General features: G+C 37.0%; 11 protein-coding genes. 6 read left to right on the forward strand and 5 right to left on the reverse strand.

Annotation, left to right across the window (positions count from 1 at the left end):
* Nucleotides 1–3 precede the first annotated feature (3 nt).
* The 3 genes from mutL to AAGD62_RS02565 all read left to right on the forward strand — a co-directional run bounded on the left by mutL (nucleotide 4) and on the right by AAGD62_RS02565 (nucleotide 6,704).
* Complete coding sequence (mutL, locus tag AAGD62_RS02555) at nucleotides 4–1,821, forward strand: DNA mismatch repair endonuclease MutL (protein ID WP_155969503.1); 1,818 nt, start codon at nucleotides 4–6, stop codon at nucleotides 1,819–1,821.
* A 1,203-nt stretch (nucleotides 1,822–3,024) separates the two neighbouring features.
* On the forward strand, nucleotides 3,025–5,670 hold the full coding sequence (locus tag AAGD62_RS02560; RefSeq protein WP_213863651.1) for a 2-oxoglutarate dehydrogenase E1 component: 2,646 nt from the start codon (nucleotides 3,025–3,027) through the stop codon (nucleotides 5,668–5,670).
* 245 nt (nucleotides 5,671–5,915) lie between these two features.
* Nucleotides 5,916–6,704: a hypothetical protein gene (locus AAGD62_RS02565; protein WP_155969507.1), complete on the forward strand. Its 789-nt coding sequence runs from the start codon at nucleotides 5,916–5,918 to the stop codon at nucleotides 6,702–6,704.
* Between the two features lie 123 nt (nucleotides 6,705–6,827).
* On the opposite strand, the gene AAGD62_RS02570 is transcribed toward AAGD62_RS02565, so the two are convergent.
* Nucleotides 6,828–7,424 carry a TIGR02217 family protein gene (locus AAGD62_RS02570; RefSeq protein WP_155969509.1) on the reverse strand — a complete coding sequence of 199 codons (597 nt, stop codon included), beginning with the start codon at nucleotides 7,422–7,424 and terminating at the stop codon, nucleotides 6,828–6,830.
* Between the two features lie 197 nt (nucleotides 7,425–7,621).
* The gene (locus AAGD62_RS02575; protein WP_155969511.1) at nucleotides 7,622–8,380 is read right to left on the reverse strand and encodes a DsbA family protein; all 759 of its coding nucleotides are present in this window, start codon (nucleotides 8,378–8,380) and stop codon (nucleotides 7,622–7,624) included.
* A gap of 257 nt (nucleotides 8,381–8,637) precedes the next feature.
* On the opposite strand from AAGD62_RS02575, the gene AAGD62_RS02580 reads away from it, so the two are divergent.
* The 3 genes from AAGD62_RS02580 (at nucleotide 8,638) to AAGD62_RS02590 (ending at nucleotide 11,446) form a co-directional block, all read left to right on the forward strand.
* On the forward strand, nucleotides 8,638–8,790 hold the full coding sequence (locus tag AAGD62_RS02580; RefSeq protein WP_196770130.1) for a hypothetical protein: 153 nt from the start codon (nucleotides 8,638–8,640) through the stop codon (nucleotides 8,788–8,790).
* A 58-nt stretch (nucleotides 8,791–8,848) separates the two neighbouring features.
* Nucleotides 8,849–9,880 (forward strand): Fic family protein, encoded by a 1,032-nt coding sequence (locus AAGD62_RS02585; RefSeq protein WP_341812762.1) that lies wholly within the window; start codon nucleotides 8,849–8,851, stop codon nucleotides 9,878–9,880.
* An 87-nt stretch (nucleotides 9,881–9,967) separates the two neighbouring features.
* Nucleotides 9,968–11,446, forward strand: a complete 1,479-nt coding sequence (locus AAGD62_RS02590; protein ID WP_155969515.1) for a UbiD family decarboxylase — start codon at nucleotides 9,968–9,970, stop codon at nucleotides 11,444–11,446.
* A gap of 916 nt (nucleotides 11,447–12,362) precedes the next feature.
* On the opposite strand, the gene ubiA is transcribed toward AAGD62_RS02590, so the two are convergent.
* The 3 genes from ubiA to infB are packed head-to-tail and all read right to left on the reverse strand — an operon-like array spanning nucleotide 12,363 to nucleotide 15,956.
* Nucleotides 12,363–13,220 carry a 4-hydroxybenzoate octaprenyltransferase gene (gene ubiA / locus AAGD62_RS02595; protein WP_155969517.1) on the reverse strand — a complete coding sequence of 286 codons (858 nt, stop codon included), beginning with the start codon at nucleotides 13,218–13,220 and terminating at the stop codon, nucleotides 12,363–12,365.
* Between the two features lie 3 nt (nucleotides 13,221–13,223).
* On the reverse strand, nucleotides 13,224–13,622 hold the full coding sequence (locus AAGD62_RS02600) for a ribosome-binding factor A (protein WP_038249615.1): 399 nt from the start codon (nucleotides 13,620–13,622) through the stop codon (nucleotides 13,224–13,226).
* Between the two features lie 9 nt (nucleotides 13,623–13,631).
* A complete protein-coding gene (gene infB / locus AAGD62_RS02605) occupies nucleotides 13,632–15,956 on the reverse strand; it encodes a translation initiation factor IF-2 (protein WP_155969519.1) in 2,325 nt (774 codons plus the stop codon).
* Between the last annotated feature and the right edge of the window lie 6 nt (nucleotides 15,957–15,962).

Genomic DNA, 15,962 nt, shown 5'->3' on the forward strand with positions numbered 1-15,962 from the left:
TCTATGGCAATAATTCTTTTAGACACAAAAACCATAAACCGTATAGCAGCGGGGGAGGTGATAGAAAGGCCAGCAAGTGTAGTAAAGGAATTAGTGGAAAATGCAATAGATGCTGGAAGTTTAGAAATAGAGATTAAAATAGAAAGTGGTGGGCGTAACCTTATTATTGTGACAGATGATGGTAACGGAGTAGAAAAAAACGATTTAGAACTTGCGTTTATGCGCCATGCTACTTCAAAATTGAGCGACAATGAGTTGATAGAAATCAAGCATCTTGGCTTTAGAGGAGAAGCTCTGCCTTCAATAGCAGCAGTAAGTAGGATAAAATTATCGTCTAAGGCAAGAGAAGCAAATGAAGCATGGTCTATAAGTTATGAGGGTGGAGAGAAAATAGGGGAGCAAACTCCTTACTCTTTATCACAAGGGACACATATTGAAGTACGAGATTTATTTTTTGCCACTCCAAATAGACTAAAATTTCTAAAAACTGAAAGAGCAGAAACTCAAAGCATTGTTGATATTGTAAACAACCTAGCAATGATTAACTATCATATAGGGTTTACTCTCACTTCAGGTAATAAAAAGCTCTTAAAATACGCTAAGCAGACTTCGTTATTTCATAGATTGTGTGAAGTAGAAGAAGAATTTCAGGGCAGTTCTCTGGAGATTAATGAAGAAGAAGACGGCATTAAACTTACGGGACACATCTGTAAACCGACCGTCAATCGTGGTAAGTCCACTCAGATCTATACGTTTGTTAATGGAAGGCCAATCAAAGATAATCTACTTATTGGCGCAGTTAGGTATGCATATCATGATTTTATTCCAAGCGATAGGTATCCTTTCGCAGCGTTACATTTAGAGATACCTTATGATCAAGTAGATGTAAGTGTGCATCCAAATAAGTCAGAAGTAAGGTTTCAGAATAAGAAGCTCATATATGAGATAATGACAAGAGGATTAATTAAAGCATTGTCAAGAAGGATAGGCACCTTTCCAGCGCATGACCAGAAAATGGATTCAACATTGCCAGATCCTTTTGATAAACCTAATGTTCAAAATGAAAGAAGGCCAAGTCCTTTTGAAAATCAACTAATAAAAGAATTTGCTTCTCCAAATGAAAGAGTAAAAAGCTTATCAGAACAGTCAAAATCGTTTGATTATACCGGCATACAGAAATTACCATCACAAGCGGAGACTATGGTTCTAGAAAAAAAGGTGTTAGAGCAAGTTGATTTGATAGAGAGCCACCCGCTCGGGTTTGCACGCTGTCAGGTCTATAATACTTACATTATTGCCGAGGTAAGAGACAAATTGATTATAGTCGACCAGCATGCAGCCCACGAAAGGCTAGTATATGAATGCTTAAAACAAAAATCAAATGTAAAAAGACAAAAACTACTTCTTCCTGAAACGGTTGAAATCAAAAATCAAGCTGGAATGGAGATGATTGAAATCTATAAAGATAAGTTATTTGAAATGGGTTTTGATATTGAAATCAAATCAGAGAATAAAGTGATAGTAAAAGAAATCCCTGCAATTTTGGGAGCAATAGATGTGAAAGAGATGCTAATTAACATAATTGATAGATTAACGGAAATAGAAGATACATTGCCAGTAGAAGATAAAGTGAACAAAATATTGGCCACTATCGCTTGTCATGGATCAATTAGAGCGGGTAGAAAAATGAGGTTAGATGAAATGAATGAGCTGCTGAGACAAATGGAAAAAACCCCATATTCCGGGCAATGCAACCACGGAAGACCAACTTATATAGAAATGAAACTCAGTGATATTGAAAAACTTTTTGAGCGTAGGTAATGAGGTTGCCATAAATATGTAAGTGCTCCTTTCTCGTCATCCAAGTAGCTCATAGAAACGAAAAAACTTCCTTGACAAACTCCGTCAGCCCCCTTATCATGAAAGTGAAGCTATTTATTTATCTTCTCTGTACAGATTAAATGACAAAAAAACTCACGAATCTGGCGTCTCATGTTTAATTTTTTGCACTATGTGCACCTTATGTCTTTATAAAATTCTAGGTTTTTACCTAATATAAGCTAAAATGCGCTTATAAAGCATTTAAAACATAAAAAAACGCCAACTTAAAAAATGGATAGTGAATAATTAGCTACCCTAGGGTTTCTTTTGTCTTTTTTTCTGTTTAGTAAATTTCTTAAACATTTATGACTAAAGGTTAGTTGCATTAAAAAGCAGCTAAATCGCGGTTATTAAGCGTTTAGAATAAAAAAACGCCATACTTGAAAGTATAATGTAAGTAATTAGCCAACCACGGGGCTTCTTTTGCCTTTTTTTTCGCTTAGTAAATTTCTTAATGTTTATAGCTAAACGACAACCGTCATCCCGCTACGTGTTAGCGGGATCTCTTGTTAGCGCCGCGGCGGTATGACGGTTCGTGGCAGCGTGACGATAAGCTCGTCATCCCGCTGCTTGTTAGCGGGATCTAGAGATACCGCGGCGGTATGACGTAGGACTGCTGTCATTCTGCTACTTGTTAGCGGCTGAGATACCGCGAATGAATCGCGGTATGACAGTTCGTGGCGGCGTGACGATAAGCTCGTCATCCCGCTGCTTGTTAGCGGGATCTCTTGTTAGCGGCTGAGATACCGCGAATGAATCGCGGTATGACGGTTCGTGGCGGCGTGACGATAAGGTTTATACCTTGTCATCCCAGTGCGTGACACTGGGATCTAGCCTTTATTATGCAGCCACTTGGTTGAAATTAAGTCTTCTGGATCCCAGTGTCAGCTACTCGGATGACACCATTCTTTTTTCTGGATCCAAGTAGTCTGGGCACTGGGATGACACCATAGGGGCGCTGCCATTATAGAGTGAACCAGTGTCACGCACTGGGATGACACCCTGACAATCGTCATCCCGCTACGTGTTAGCGGGATCTATGTTAAGAGATACCGCGGCGGTATGACGTATAGAAACTAAAAAAGTTCTTTTTTAAAAAACTTAAGTTATACTTATAAGTATTTGATACTTTTTATAGTGATTATGTCGAGTTTAAGCTGCCTTTATGGTGATAATGCAGAATTTGTGGAAGAAATGTATAGCCGTTATCTGCAGGGCGATAAATCAATCGGGGAAGATTGGAACAGAATTTTTTCAAGTAATTTAGAAGTTAAGAAAACGGAGACCTGCAGTCCGCAGCATGTAACCAAGACGGATGATTCGGCTTCTGATTTGGCAAATTTCTTTAGGTCCTACGGTCATTTTTTTGCAGACCTTAACCCGCTATCACCAAATGAAAATCAAGAAATAGATTATCAAAAATATTCAAATTTATCCCCAGCACGTGACGCTGAAATCTATAGAGATATTTACTGCAAGAATATCGGCTTTGAATTTATGCATATCTCCTCTTATGAAGAGAGAATGTGGCTGCAAGAAAAAATTGAAAATCAAACCTATACGCTGAGTTCACAAGATAAAAAGGAAATACTGAGGCACTTAATTGAATCTGAAATGTTCGAACAATTTCTCCATATGAAATTTCCTGGATATAAACGCTTCTCTATTGAGGGTGGAGAATCAGCTATTGTTGCAATTGAAAAAATTATTAGTGATTCCGCTGGTTATGGTATTGAAGAAGTAGTTCTTGGTATGGCTCATCGCGGACGACTCAATGTTCTAACCAAAGTTATGGGCAAAGAATATGCAGCAATGCTGTCTGAATTTCAAGGCAACCTTGCATACCCAAGTGGTCTTGAGGTGTCTGGTGATGTTAAATATCACCTTGGTTATTCTTCTGATCGAGCACTTGCCAGTGGCAAAAAAATACATTTAAGTTTATGCCCTAATCCATCTCACCTTGAAGCGGTAAATCCGGTTTTGGCTGGAAGAATAAGAGCAAAACAGAATATAAGATCTGTGCTTGGCATATCAATTCATGGTGATGCGGCTTTCATCGGCCAAGGAGTGGTTGCTGAAACTCTAACCTTAAGCAATATTGAAGGTTATAAGGTGGATGGCATTGTGCACATTGTCATTAATAACCAAGTTGGTTTTACTGCTAACCCATGCTGCGCACGATCTTCTTTTTATTGCACTGACATAGCAAAATCAATAGAAGCTCCAGTGTTTCACGTTAATGGAGATAACCCTGAAGTTGTGAGTTTTGTTGCGAATTTGGCGATGGAATATAGGCAGAAATTTAAAAAGGACGTAGTGATTGACATAATATGCTACCGCAAATACGGCCATAATGAAGGCGATGAACCGAATTTCACTCAGCCACTTATGTATAAGGCGATATCAAAGCATAAAACTCTAGGAACACTGTATGAAGAGAAGGTGATCGCAGAGAAAGTATCAAGTGGTGATGAGGTAAATAAATTGCGCAGTGAGTTCAGGGCAAAATTAGATAAAAGTCTTGCTGAATCAGTGACTTACACTCCAAAAAAAGCTGACTGGTTTTGTGGAGTGTGGTCAAAATTAAGAAGGGCAAAGTTGAACGATTTGAGCGAATACTATACAGATTCTGGTGTTCCGCCAGATGAGTTGAAAAAATTAGGTGTGCATATAAATAGCAATATCCCAAGTAGCTTTAACATTAACAATAAGGTTAGAAAAATACTTGATGGCAGAATAGACAGTATAAATTCCGGTAGTAATATAGACTGGGCAACTGCCGAAAGTTTTGCGTTTGCATCACTGCTCACAGAAGGAATAGGAGTGCGTTTATCAGGACAAGACTCTGGTCGTGGAACTTTTTCGCACCGTCATTCAAGGCTTGTTGATCAGGTAACGGAAGAAGCGTTTATTCCGCTAAACAATATAAATGAAAAGCAAGCTTACTTTGAGGTCATAGATAGCGCTTTATCAGAGTATGCTGTAATGGGCTTTGAATATGGATATAGCCTTGATTCCCCGTATTCACTGGTGCTCTGGGAAGGACAATTTGGTGATTTTGCAAACGGTGCGCAAATTATGATTGACCAGTTTATCGCATCTGCAGAAACAAAGTGGTTGCGATCAAGCGGTCTAGTTTTGTTGCTGCCTCATGGTTATGAAGGACAGGGACCTGAGCATAGCTCCGCGCGTATAGAGAGATTTTTGCAACTCTGCGCAGAAGATAATATGCAGGTAGTTAATTGTTCCACTCCGGCGAATTACTTCCATGTCTTACGCAGACAAATGCATAGAGACTTTCGTAAGCCTCTGGTAGTGTTTACACCTAAATCGCTACTGCGCCACAAAAGAGCAGTATCTAACCTATCTGATTTTGAAGGAAAATTCCTCACAGTAATTCCAGAATGTAGAACAGGTTTAGTTTCGAATGATAAAATACGTAAAGTTGTAATATGCAGTGGTAAAGTTTATTACGACATATGTGAAGCACAAAAAATAAACGATATAGCAGTAATACGTTTGGAGCAATTCTATCCGTTTCCTGCAGATAAACTAAGTAATGAACTTGAAAAGTACAAAAACGCTGAAATTATATGGTGTCAAGAAGAACCAAAAAATATGGGAGGATGGTTTTTTGTCAACCCATTGATAGAAGAAGTGTTGTCCAATCTCGATATCCAAGCAAAAAGACCTAAGTGCATTGCAAGACTTGCTGCTGCATCTCCTGCATGTGGTTATGCTAGTGTACATGCTCAGCAACAAGAGGAGATTTTAAGACAGATCGCTTAGTATTTACAGTTATTGAAGCAGAAGTGGTGCTATAAAAGTAGCTGACACTTGAATCCGGTTGCATCACGCGCTGCGGCCAGGCGCAATAGAAAACGCATTACACCAATAAAGCCCTTTTGGTACTCAAGCAAATATAAAAGATTTTTATTCTATTAAAAAAAAATTAATTTTTATTAAAATTTTCATTTATTTTTATTTAAAAAGTAAACATTATTAATATTTACTTTAATTAATATAGGATATATATGAATACAAAAATATTTGAGATGTTAATAAGGAGAACTGGTCTACGCAGAGATAGCAAAGCTGAGATCATACAGTTAAATAGAAATGAAAAAGCTTTCGCAGATGAGGATAAAGAATCTATCGAATTAGCTGAGGCCATTTTTGAAGAGAATAATATGTTTCATTTCCGCAAACCAGGTCCTGCTATGGATTACATTTTGCACAAATTAATAAATGATAGGAAGCTTTTCGAGGAAATGAAAGATAGAGGTACAAGTATAATACGTCTTTTTTCTTTGTTATCAATGTATCATGGTCGTCTCAATTGCTGTGTTATAAGAAAAGGAGGGTGTATTACTGAGTGTGGCATACTTGATTACGCTGGCACCTATCCAGAACTAGTGCCTTTAGAGGACTTTATACTTATTGAGCCTTGCTCGTACCTCGAGTACACTGTGCTTGATAATGATAACATCAGAAATAGGTTAGCTAGAGACTTGACTGAAGACAAAACAAAATTAGATATTTTCGTAAATGGAATTTTAGCAATAAAGAGCTCGGATTTAGTATTATCTTGTATTAACAAGATAGAGGTTCTTAATGAGGAAGATAGATATTTTGTTAATCGCTTACAGAAAAACAACATGCTAGACTACATCTTAAACAAAGATGATACAACACTTGCAAAATCAACTCTAAAGGAGTTGTTGAAGCTTTCTATTTTGCAGGAAGAAAAAAGCACTGAGTTAGAATCTCCCCAAGCTTCAAGTGTAAATGTTAGCAAAGCTCAGCAACATTGTAGTATATAGCTGGTGATAAAGTTTAAAATAATTGCATATACTAAGGCTCATTTAAATATAGAGCCTCAGTGGTGCTTAATTTTTTCAATTTATGGTAGCCCTACTATGATGTAGATCTATGCTTGCTTACAGCTAAAATTTCACCTCTATTAGTGGAATGTTATTCCAGCTATTGCTTCCATAGTCATCAATCGAAGCGTTTAAGTAATCTGTATCAAAGCGTACGGGCACATCAAATTCGAAGCTCGCAGTGATTATCGCATCTTTTACTGGTGGCTTCATAAATGTTATTTCTCCCGTTGAATAATTTACTGAATATTCACTCTCTTCTTTACCATTTAAATAAATCTTTACTGTCCCATGTACTGGCTTTTTGATCATGCGTATATGCTTATCTTCCCCACTTACATAAGTTTTGATTAGCTGAAAAGTCGTTTTTTTGTTATCTCCTATACCAATCTCTTGGCTGATGGCTATAAAATCCGACCAATCCTTAAAACGAAACCCTATTGCTTTACCTTTTCGTGCATGAAAAAATGTTATTAGTTCTAGTAGTTGCTCGTTTGATCTGACCCCGTAAGCTATGTTGTATCTAGTGCGTGCATGAGACCAATTGATGTTGCGCTGTTCACAACCATTGTGAGTTGTTACAACGTCAGTGGAAAATTCCGGTCCTCCAGTGGAACCATAAGATATATTTTCTGGAAATCTAATTTCTGTGAATGACATATGTCCTCCTGTGAAAGTAAAATTAAGATAGTTTGGTTGAAGAAAATGTTGTAATTTGAAAGCATTTCACATAGTAAATGACGCTATGGAAAGTGGATGAGACCACTGAGTTAAACTGCTGTCACACCCACAGTTACTATACTCAGGTTCATTTGAGTTGTCAAGCAAAAAAAATAAAATTTTATGGCAAACTGTAACTAGCCTTGCTTGTGACTTAATTCATCTACTTTTTTGCGTAATACATTCAAATCAGTTGCTCCTACAAACAGGCTATCTCCAATTATTAAAAAAGGTGTACCACCTACTCCCAAATCTCTTACTAGAAGCCTACTGTTGTTTATCATTTGCTCAATTTTGTCCGCGTTATCTTTTATGGAATCATTAAAATCGTCCTCATCAATCCCTATGTTTTTCACTATATCCAATATGCTTTCGTCTGAAAATTCTCCTTTGTGACTTAAAGCAGCATGGTGAAAATCGAAATATTTTTCTTTATCGAGAAAATAGACAGCTAAAGCACTTTTTGCTGCCTTTAAAGAAGCGTTACCAAGTATTGGAGCATCCCTAAAGATATACTTAATTTTGCCGTCGTTAATTAACTGCTTTATATCATTCTTTATAGCTTTGCAATGTCCACAAGAATAGTCAAGGAAGCCTACAGCTATAACACTACTATTTTCATTTCCGGAGTAAGGATAAGTAAGGTCAAATATTTGATCCTTGTATTGTGAAATTTTACTTTTGGTTACATTATCTCGAGCAGCGTAACTACTTTTAATCGACTCCTCTTTGAGAGTTTTTATGATCTTATCAAAATTTCTACTGATATAATCATCTAATCTCGTACTTATTTGGTCATCGGTTAGGGTTTGACCGCGGTGTGAAAGCCAATTGTTTATTACTGGTAAACTTGCTACTGCCAGTATAAGAATCAATAAAAACGATATTCTAGACATATACTTATTAAAGAACCTACAATATAAAACTTTTAGTACACATTTATCTATATATTAAAAGAAGCATTTAATGTTAATATATAAAAACATTTATATCAAGTGTATTTTATAGCCAATTTTGCTGCAAGTACAAACTTTACGCACAATGAAACTCAAGCACATTACCACAAAGTTCATCAGGAGACTTGGTAGCAGAGGCGCGCGGAGCGTAGATTTAAGTTGTTTCCGCTGTGTATAATTTTCCGCGGAATAAACATATGAGTGAACCAATAATTGGCAGAGAAAAAGAAATAGCTATTCTACAAGACAAACTTCTTTCTCAATCAGCCGAATTTATTGCTGTTTATGGTCGGCGTTGTGTAAATGTTGTATTATCTGCATTTTATCAGCATAATATAGAAGTAATGTAATGCAGATATTATGCCGATGCCAAATTATACGATTACTTCTAAAATTGCTAATTGCCTTATGAGGATTGAAGCAGCAAAAGAAAAAGTGTTACATTTGCCACTCACTGTATCGATGCTCTCGTCCCTTCGTGAAACTGCACGGCTTTATACCACACACTATTCTACTATGATTGAAGGAAATCGACTTGAGCCTAAACAGATTGAAGAGGTTTTAAGTGGTAAAAGCCACTTTCCAAAATATAGGAGAGATGAAAATGAGGTTAAAGGATATTATGCAGCTTTAACCCAAGTTGAACAATGGGCAGCGAGAACGATCCCTATTACTGAGAAAGCCATTCAAACGCTTCATGCCCTAGTAATGGCGAGTGGAAAATCTAAAGTGAAGCCAACCTCTTATTGTGATGGTCAAAACGTTATTCGTGATAGCCGTACACGTGCAATAATTTATATGCCCCCTGAAGCAAAGGATGTACCAAAGCTCATGAGCAGTATGATTGATTGGATTCGTGACAGTGAGCAAGTGCCTTGCCCAATTATTGCAGGTATTGCTCATTATCAATTTGTAACAATTCACCCTTACTATGACGGTAATGGTCGTACTGCAAGATTGTTGACTACATTAATTTTACACCTTGGTGGATATGACCTAAAAGGGCTTTATTCATTGGAAGAATATTATGCTAAGAATCTAGGAGCTTATTATGAGGCAATCAGTGTAGGTCCATCGCACAATTATTATATGGGACGAGCTGAAGCAGATATCACTAAGTGGGTGGAGTATTTCGTAGAAGGTATGGCAAATTCATTTGAGAACGTTTTACAACGTATAAATGAAGAAGAATACCACGCTGATCAGACTGATCTTATACGTAAGCTTGATCCTAAACAACGCAAAGCTCTTGAGCTCTTCCAGGAGTTTTCCGCTATTACAGCTAGTCAGGTTGGCGAACTATTTAATTTTAAGCCTCGTACCAGTGCGCAACTTTGTAAAAAGTGGGTGGAAATGGGGTTTATCAAGATTGTAGATTTTTCCAATAGAGGAAGGAAATACAAACTTAGTAAGCAATATGAAGATTTGATCTCAAATTAACTGAAAGCTCGCTAGACAGTGCATAGATCAAATTTCAATAAAGTGCTTGAAAACTAGATATAAACTTAAAATTTTAAAAACTGGAATATGTACAACAACTTACGCGACTTCATCAAAGCCTTAGAAGAAAAAAAAGATCTGATTAGGATTAAGGAGGAAGTTTCAACAGTTCTTGAAATGACAGAAATTCACCGTAGGGTTTTGTCAAACAAAGGGCCAGCGATCATTTTTGAAAATGTTGTCACAGAAAATGGTAAAAATTCGATTCCTGTTTTGGTGAATTTATTTGGTACTATTAAGAGGATTGCATTGGGGTTGAACATAAATCCTGATGAACTAAGAGATCTTGGTAAACTTTTAGCATTTTTGCAATCACCTGAGCCGCCAAAAAACTTTAAGGATGCTATAAAAATGTTTCCTTTGTTGAAAGTCGTGTTATCGATGCGAAGTAAAGTCGTGAGCAAGGCTCCATGTCAAGAGGTAGTGCTAACCGGAGATGAAGTGGACCTAAGTCTACTGCCCATTCAAACATGCTGGCCAAATGAACCTGCACCACTTATCACCTGGCCAATTGTGGTAACGAAAGGACCCACGAAAGAAAAGCAAGATAATTTTAATCTTGGAATATATCGTATGCAGGTTATAGATAAAAAAACAACACTAATGCGTTGGCTTGCACACAGGGGTGGCGCAACTCACCATAAGCGTTGGAAGGAAGAAGGCAGAAATATGAAATTTCCTGCTGCTGCTGTGATCGGTAGTGATCCTGCAACGATTATTGCTGCAGTAACTCCAGTGCCAGAAACATTGTCAGAATACCAATTTGCTGGACTACTGCGAAAGAAGCCGCTTGAGCTTGTAAATTGTAAGACTATTCCACTTCAAGTGCCAGCTCACGCGGAAATCGTTCTGGAAGGCTATGTGAGTTTGGATAGATATCAAGACGAAGGGCCATACGGAGATCACACCGGCTACTATAATTCTGTTGAGCAATTTCCTGAATTTAATATTACTGCAATTACTATGCGTAAAAACCCGATATATCTTAGCACTTTCACTGGCAAGCCACCTGATGAACCATCGATTCTTGGTGAAGCACTCAATGAAATTTTTGTGCCCATTCTTATCAATCAATTTCCAGAGATAGTGGACTTTTATCTGCCACCGGAAGGTTGCTCATATAGAATAGCGATAGTGTCGATAAAAAAATCCTATCCAGGGCAGGCAAAAAGAATTGTTATGGGCATACTTTCTTTTCTAAAGCAGTTTTTATACACGAAGTTTATTATCGTTGTTGATGATGATATAAATATACGTGATTGGAAGGAAGTGATGTGGGCAATGTCAACGAGGATGGACCCTGTGCGTGATACAATCATGATAGAAAATACACCTATTGATTATTTAGACTTTGCTTCCCCTGAAAGTGGACTTGGAGGTAAAATGGGATTTGATGCGACAAATAAAATCCCGCCTGAAACCAAACGAGAATGGGGAAAGAAAATTAAAATGAGTGAGGAAATAGTAAGAAAAGTCACGGAAAAGTGGGAGGAATATATGGACTAGACTTCTTGCATAAAAGCAGAAAAAAGTTTGGCGTTTTTTATAATGCCGTAATTAGCATTAACTGATAATTGTGCGTCACAGTGCCCTTTTTTTGTCATCCTATAGCTATACCGCCGCGGTATCTCTTAGCCGCTAACAAGTAGTGGGATGACGAGCTTATCGTCATCCTGCCGCGAACCGTCATACCGCGATTCATTCGCGGTATCTCTAGATCCCGCTAACACGTAGCGGGATGACGAGGTCATGCCACCGCGCGAACCGTCATACCGTCACGGTATCTCTAGATCCCGCTAACACGTAGGGGAATGACGAGGTCATGCCGCCGCAAACCGTCATACCGCCGCGGTATCTCTTAGCCGCTAACACGTAGCGGGATGACGGTTGTTGTTTAGCTATAAATATTAAGAAATTTACCAAACGAAAAAAAAGGCAAAAGAAGCCCCGTGGTTATTATCCGCTTTAAAATATTGGCGTTTTTTATGTTTTAAACGCTTGACAAGCGAGATTCAGCCGCTTTTAATTGCAACTAACTTACGCTGCAAATGTTTAAGAAATTTACTAAGCAGAAAAAAAGACAAAGAATCCCCGAGTTAGCTAGTCTTTTACTATCTCTGTCGAGTATTGGCATTTTTTGATGTCTTGTAACGCTTTATAAGCGCGTTCAGCTTATTTAGATAAAAATCTAGATGTAGATGAAGTTTTGTAAAGACATACAGTATCTATATACTGCAAAAAATTGAACATAAGACGCCGATACATTAAGTAATCCTTACCTTTTAATCTGCAGATTGGCGAAAGCAAATACAATAGCTTCAGTTTCATAATAAGAGGGCTGGCGGAGTTTGTCAAGCAAGTTTTTTTGTTTCTGCGGGCTACCTGAGTCTATTGATTTCATTAGAGCCGAAACTCTTGAGACCTAGGTGATAATTCTATCTAAAAGGATGCCAAAAAAGAGAAGCAACCCTACGTAGGAATTATTTTTAAATATGGACATGCATTGACTGGGATCGTCAGGATTGAAATTTTTGTATTGGCGGTGAAATATGAACCCTACAGCAAGTAGAGCAATATAAAAAATGTTATTTAATGATGATAAGATACCAGCATATAGCCACGTCATAAGAGATATTAAATAAAATCTTTTCAACCAAGATTTTGTTGTATCACCAAAATATAATGCGGTAGATTTCATCCCGAGTTTTTCATCATCTTTTTTATCTTGATGGGCGTATATGGTGTCATAGCTAAGTGTCCAAAAGACGCATCCTATATAAAACAGCAAGGATTCTATACTGATCTGGTTTGTTATTGCTGCTGAGCCCATGAGCGATCCCATATTGAAGGTAAACCCTAAGAACAATTGTGGCCACCAAACATACCGCTTTAATAAAGGGTAAGTAGCTATCATACACATTGAGATTATTCCAAGTATAAGTGTAGTTTTATTAGTTAATAATAAGATTACCAGGGCAATAGACAGTAGCAGTGAAAGTAAAGCCAAAGCCTGCTTTATGTTTAATGCACCACTTGCAAGTGGCCTATATTTTGTTCGTTCAACGTGCGCATCTATTTCCCTATCGAAAATGTCATTGATTATGCACCCTGCAGGTCTCATTAAAAATGCACCTATAGTAAACAAAACAAGGAGAAAAAGAACCTGATACGATAGAGAAGTTGAGGCTAAAAGAATACCGCTCAAACTGGGAAATAGCACAAGCCACAAACCTGTTAAACTGTGCAACCTCATTAATGAAAAGTAATGGTTGAAATACATTAATTAAGTGTGATTATGTAATATTTTGCTTACATTAACAAAATTATCGAACGCTAAATCAGGCTTGAAAACTAACTCAGGTATAAATCGCAAATCAACATAACACAATATAGATTTACGTATTGACCATGCAGACTGGTTCATTTCATTAACAACAGTGTTAATATCACAATTATTCTCAGAAGGATCTCCAGTGCGTCTTTTTTCTGGATCTAAGTAGTCAGCTACTTGAATATTCAATGAAGATAACACAATATATACATCTGCTTTTTTCAAATCTTTACTTAATTTTACGTCAGATACCGCTACATTTTTATTGAACACCTTACCTTCCATTAGAATTCTTGATATTGCTCTATGCAATACCGATGCTATCTTTAGGTTTCTAATTTCCTTTTTCATATCCAGCTACTATAACACCCTTTCTTCTTGCACTAATTGATAAGCTTCCAAAATATCTCCAACTTTAATATCGACATTACCCTCTAGTGATACTCCGCATTCAAAGTTTACACCTACTTCTTTAACATCATCTTTAAATCTACGTAGTGCTTTTAACTTTCCTTCATGCACCAATTTGCCACCACGCACTACCTTAATTAAAGAATCTTTTCTTATGACTCCATCACTTACGTAACATCCAATGATATTACCAGCTTTAGATACATTAAATATTTGCCTTACAGATGCAGAACCAACACGAACCTCTCGTGTAACAGGCTTTAACATTTTAGTTAAATACATTCTCATGTCGTCAATGAGCTCGTATATTATGTTATAAGTATGTATTTCTATACCTTTTTGTTTTGCCAAGTCCCTTATTTTTGAGTCCACTTTTACATTAAAAGCTAAAATTACTGCACTTGATGCTTCTGCAAGCAGCACATCTGAATCTGTTATCCCTCCTACTGCTTTGTGTAGGATATTTAATTTCACTTGGTCTTTACCGAGTTTATCAATTGAACTTGATATTGCTTCAATAGAACCAGTTACATCGCACTTTAAAACTACAGATAGTTCTTCTGTTTCGCTGTTATTACGACTGAATATATCTAAATTATTGTCGCCCAAATCTTCTTTCTTTTTCTTGATTAACTCTAGCCTGTATTCAACAATTTCACGCGCCTGCTTTTCAGAATTTACAACAACAAATTTATCTCCAGCATTTGGTACACCATTTAGACCAGTAATTTCAATTGGAGCGGAGGGTAGTGCTGCTTTTTCTCTTTGACCAAGGTGATTAACCATACTACGTACTTTACTGTATGTTGTACCAACTACCAATATATCACCAACCTTTAACGTTCCTTCCTCAACTATCAATGTAGCTGATATTCCTTTCGCTTTATCTATTTTGGATTCTATTACCCATCCAAGTGCTCGACAATCTTCTATTGCTTCTAGCTTCATTAATTCAGCGATTAACAAAATCGTCTCTTCTAGTTTATCTAAATTAGTTTTCTTTTTTGCTGATACTGGCACAATCATAACATCACCACCAAGCTCTTCAGGAATGAGATCATATTGAGGTAAGCTACTCATTACTTTCTCCACATCACCAGGCTCAGATTTATCAATTTTATTAATAGCAACTATAATAGAAACATTTGCTGCTTTTGCATGATTTATTGCTTCAACTGTTTGTTTCATGATTCCATCGTCAGCTGCAACTACTATTACAACTATATTAGTAATATTGGCACCACATGCACGCATCGCAGTGAACGCTTCATGTCCTGGTGTATCAATGAAAGTAATTTTTTGCTTATCTTTTGTTATTATTTGATAAGCACCTATGTGTTGAGTTATGCCACCTGACTCTCTTTCTGCAACATTAGATTCACGAAATGCATCGAGCAATGAGGTTTTACCATGATCGACGTGTCCCATAAAAGTGACGATTGGTGGTTTAGGTTTTTTAGGCAGGCTTTCTCTGCCTTCTATAAAAAATAAATCTTTTTCTCTGTTGGTATCGCTCACTCGTTTAGCCGTATGATTAAATTTTTCCACTATTTCACATGCTATATCTGGATCCACCAGATCATCTACTCTATAACTCTCACCGACTTCTTCTTTGAACATTTTTAGCACACTCTTGCTATCTTCTGCCATGCGAATAGATAACTCCCTGATAGTTATTTTGTCTGGTATAATAACTTCTCTTGATATATTTTTACCCTTAGTAAACTTTGACTTTCTACCTCTTATACCAAACCTTTGCTTAAATACAGGGGGTTGTTCAGTTTTTTCATCTATTGCCTGTGCAATTACCAGTTTAGAATGCTTAGAATATATATCTTTGTTGACTTTAAAAGACTTTTTATCGTTGTCCTCATGGTCAATACTATCTTCTTTTGGTTCAACTAAGTGGGTATTACTTAAAACTTGCTTATTTATTTCCTTAGATAAAGCGTCCGCTTCATTTTTCTCGTCAATCTCTTTATTGCTGTCTTCTTTTGCTGTTTTCTCTTTTTCTTCTCTCTGATTTCTTTCTTTCAGCAAAGCAGCATTCTGCACAGCATTAATGCGAAAAATTTGTTCTTTCTCTGTTAAAGAACCTAATTTACTCTCGTCAAATAAATTATGTTCTTCTGCATCATGAGATTTTTTTCTTCTTTTTTTTACTACTGTAGCTCCAGTACTTGGGCTAGCTGAAGAGTTTAAATTGAGGTCTAATTTAAGCTTGCTTAAACCTTGGAGCGTTAATTTTTTATCACTGATATCTTCATTATTCATATTATT

It is taken from the genome of Wolbachia endosymbiont (group A) of Eristalinus aeneus, assembly GCF_964026915.1.
Classification (GTDB): domain Bacteria; phylum Pseudomonadota; class Alphaproteobacteria; order Rickettsiales; family Anaplasmataceae; genus Wolbachia; species Wolbachia pipientis.

What these genes read in the sequence shown, in the direction of transcription:
- mutL (WP_155969503.1), top strand. Translation starts at nt 4, where the DNA reads ATGGCAATAATTCTTTTAGACACAAAAACCATAAACCGTATAGCAGCG.
- AAGD62_RS02560 (WP_213863651.1), top strand. Translation starts at nt 3,025, where the DNA reads ATGTCGAGTTTAAGCTGCCTTTATGGTGATAATGCAGAATTTGTGGAA.
- AAGD62_RS02565 (WP_155969507.1), top strand. Translation starts at nt 5,916, where the DNA reads ATGAATACAAAAATATTTGAGATGTTAATAAGGAGAACTGGTCTACGC.
- AAGD62_RS02570 (WP_155969509.1), bottom strand. Translation starts at nt 7,424, where the DNA reads ATGTCATTCACAGAAATTAGATTTCCAGAAAATATATCTTATGGTTCC.
- AAGD62_RS02575 (WP_155969511.1), bottom strand. Translation starts at nt 8,380, where the DNA reads ATGTCTAGAATATCGTTTTTATTGATTCTTATACTGGCAGTAGCAAGT.
- AAGD62_RS02580 (WP_196770130.1), top strand. Translation starts at nt 8,638, where the DNA reads ATGAGTGAACCAATAATTGGCAGAGAAAAAGAAATAGCTATTCTACAA.
- AAGD62_RS02585 (WP_341812762.1), top strand. Translation starts at nt 8,849, where the DNA reads ATGAGGATTGAAGCAGCAAAAGAAAAAGTGTTACATTTGCCACTCACT.
- AAGD62_RS02590 (WP_155969515.1), top strand. Translation starts at nt 9,968, where the DNA reads ATGTACAACAACTTACGCGACTTCATCAAAGCCTTAGAAGAAAAAAAA.
- ubiA (WP_155969517.1), bottom strand. Translation starts at nt 13,220, where the DNA reads ATGTATTTCAACCATTACTTTTCATTAATGAGGTTGCACAGTTTAACA.
- AAGD62_RS02600 (WP_038249615.1), bottom strand. Translation starts at nt 13,622, where the DNA reads ATGAAAAAGGAAATTAGAAACCTAAAGATAGCATCGGTATTGCATAGA.
- infB (WP_155969519.1), bottom strand. Translation starts at nt 15,956, where the DNA reads ATGAATAATGAAGATATCAGTGATAAAAAATTAACGCTCCAAGGTTTA.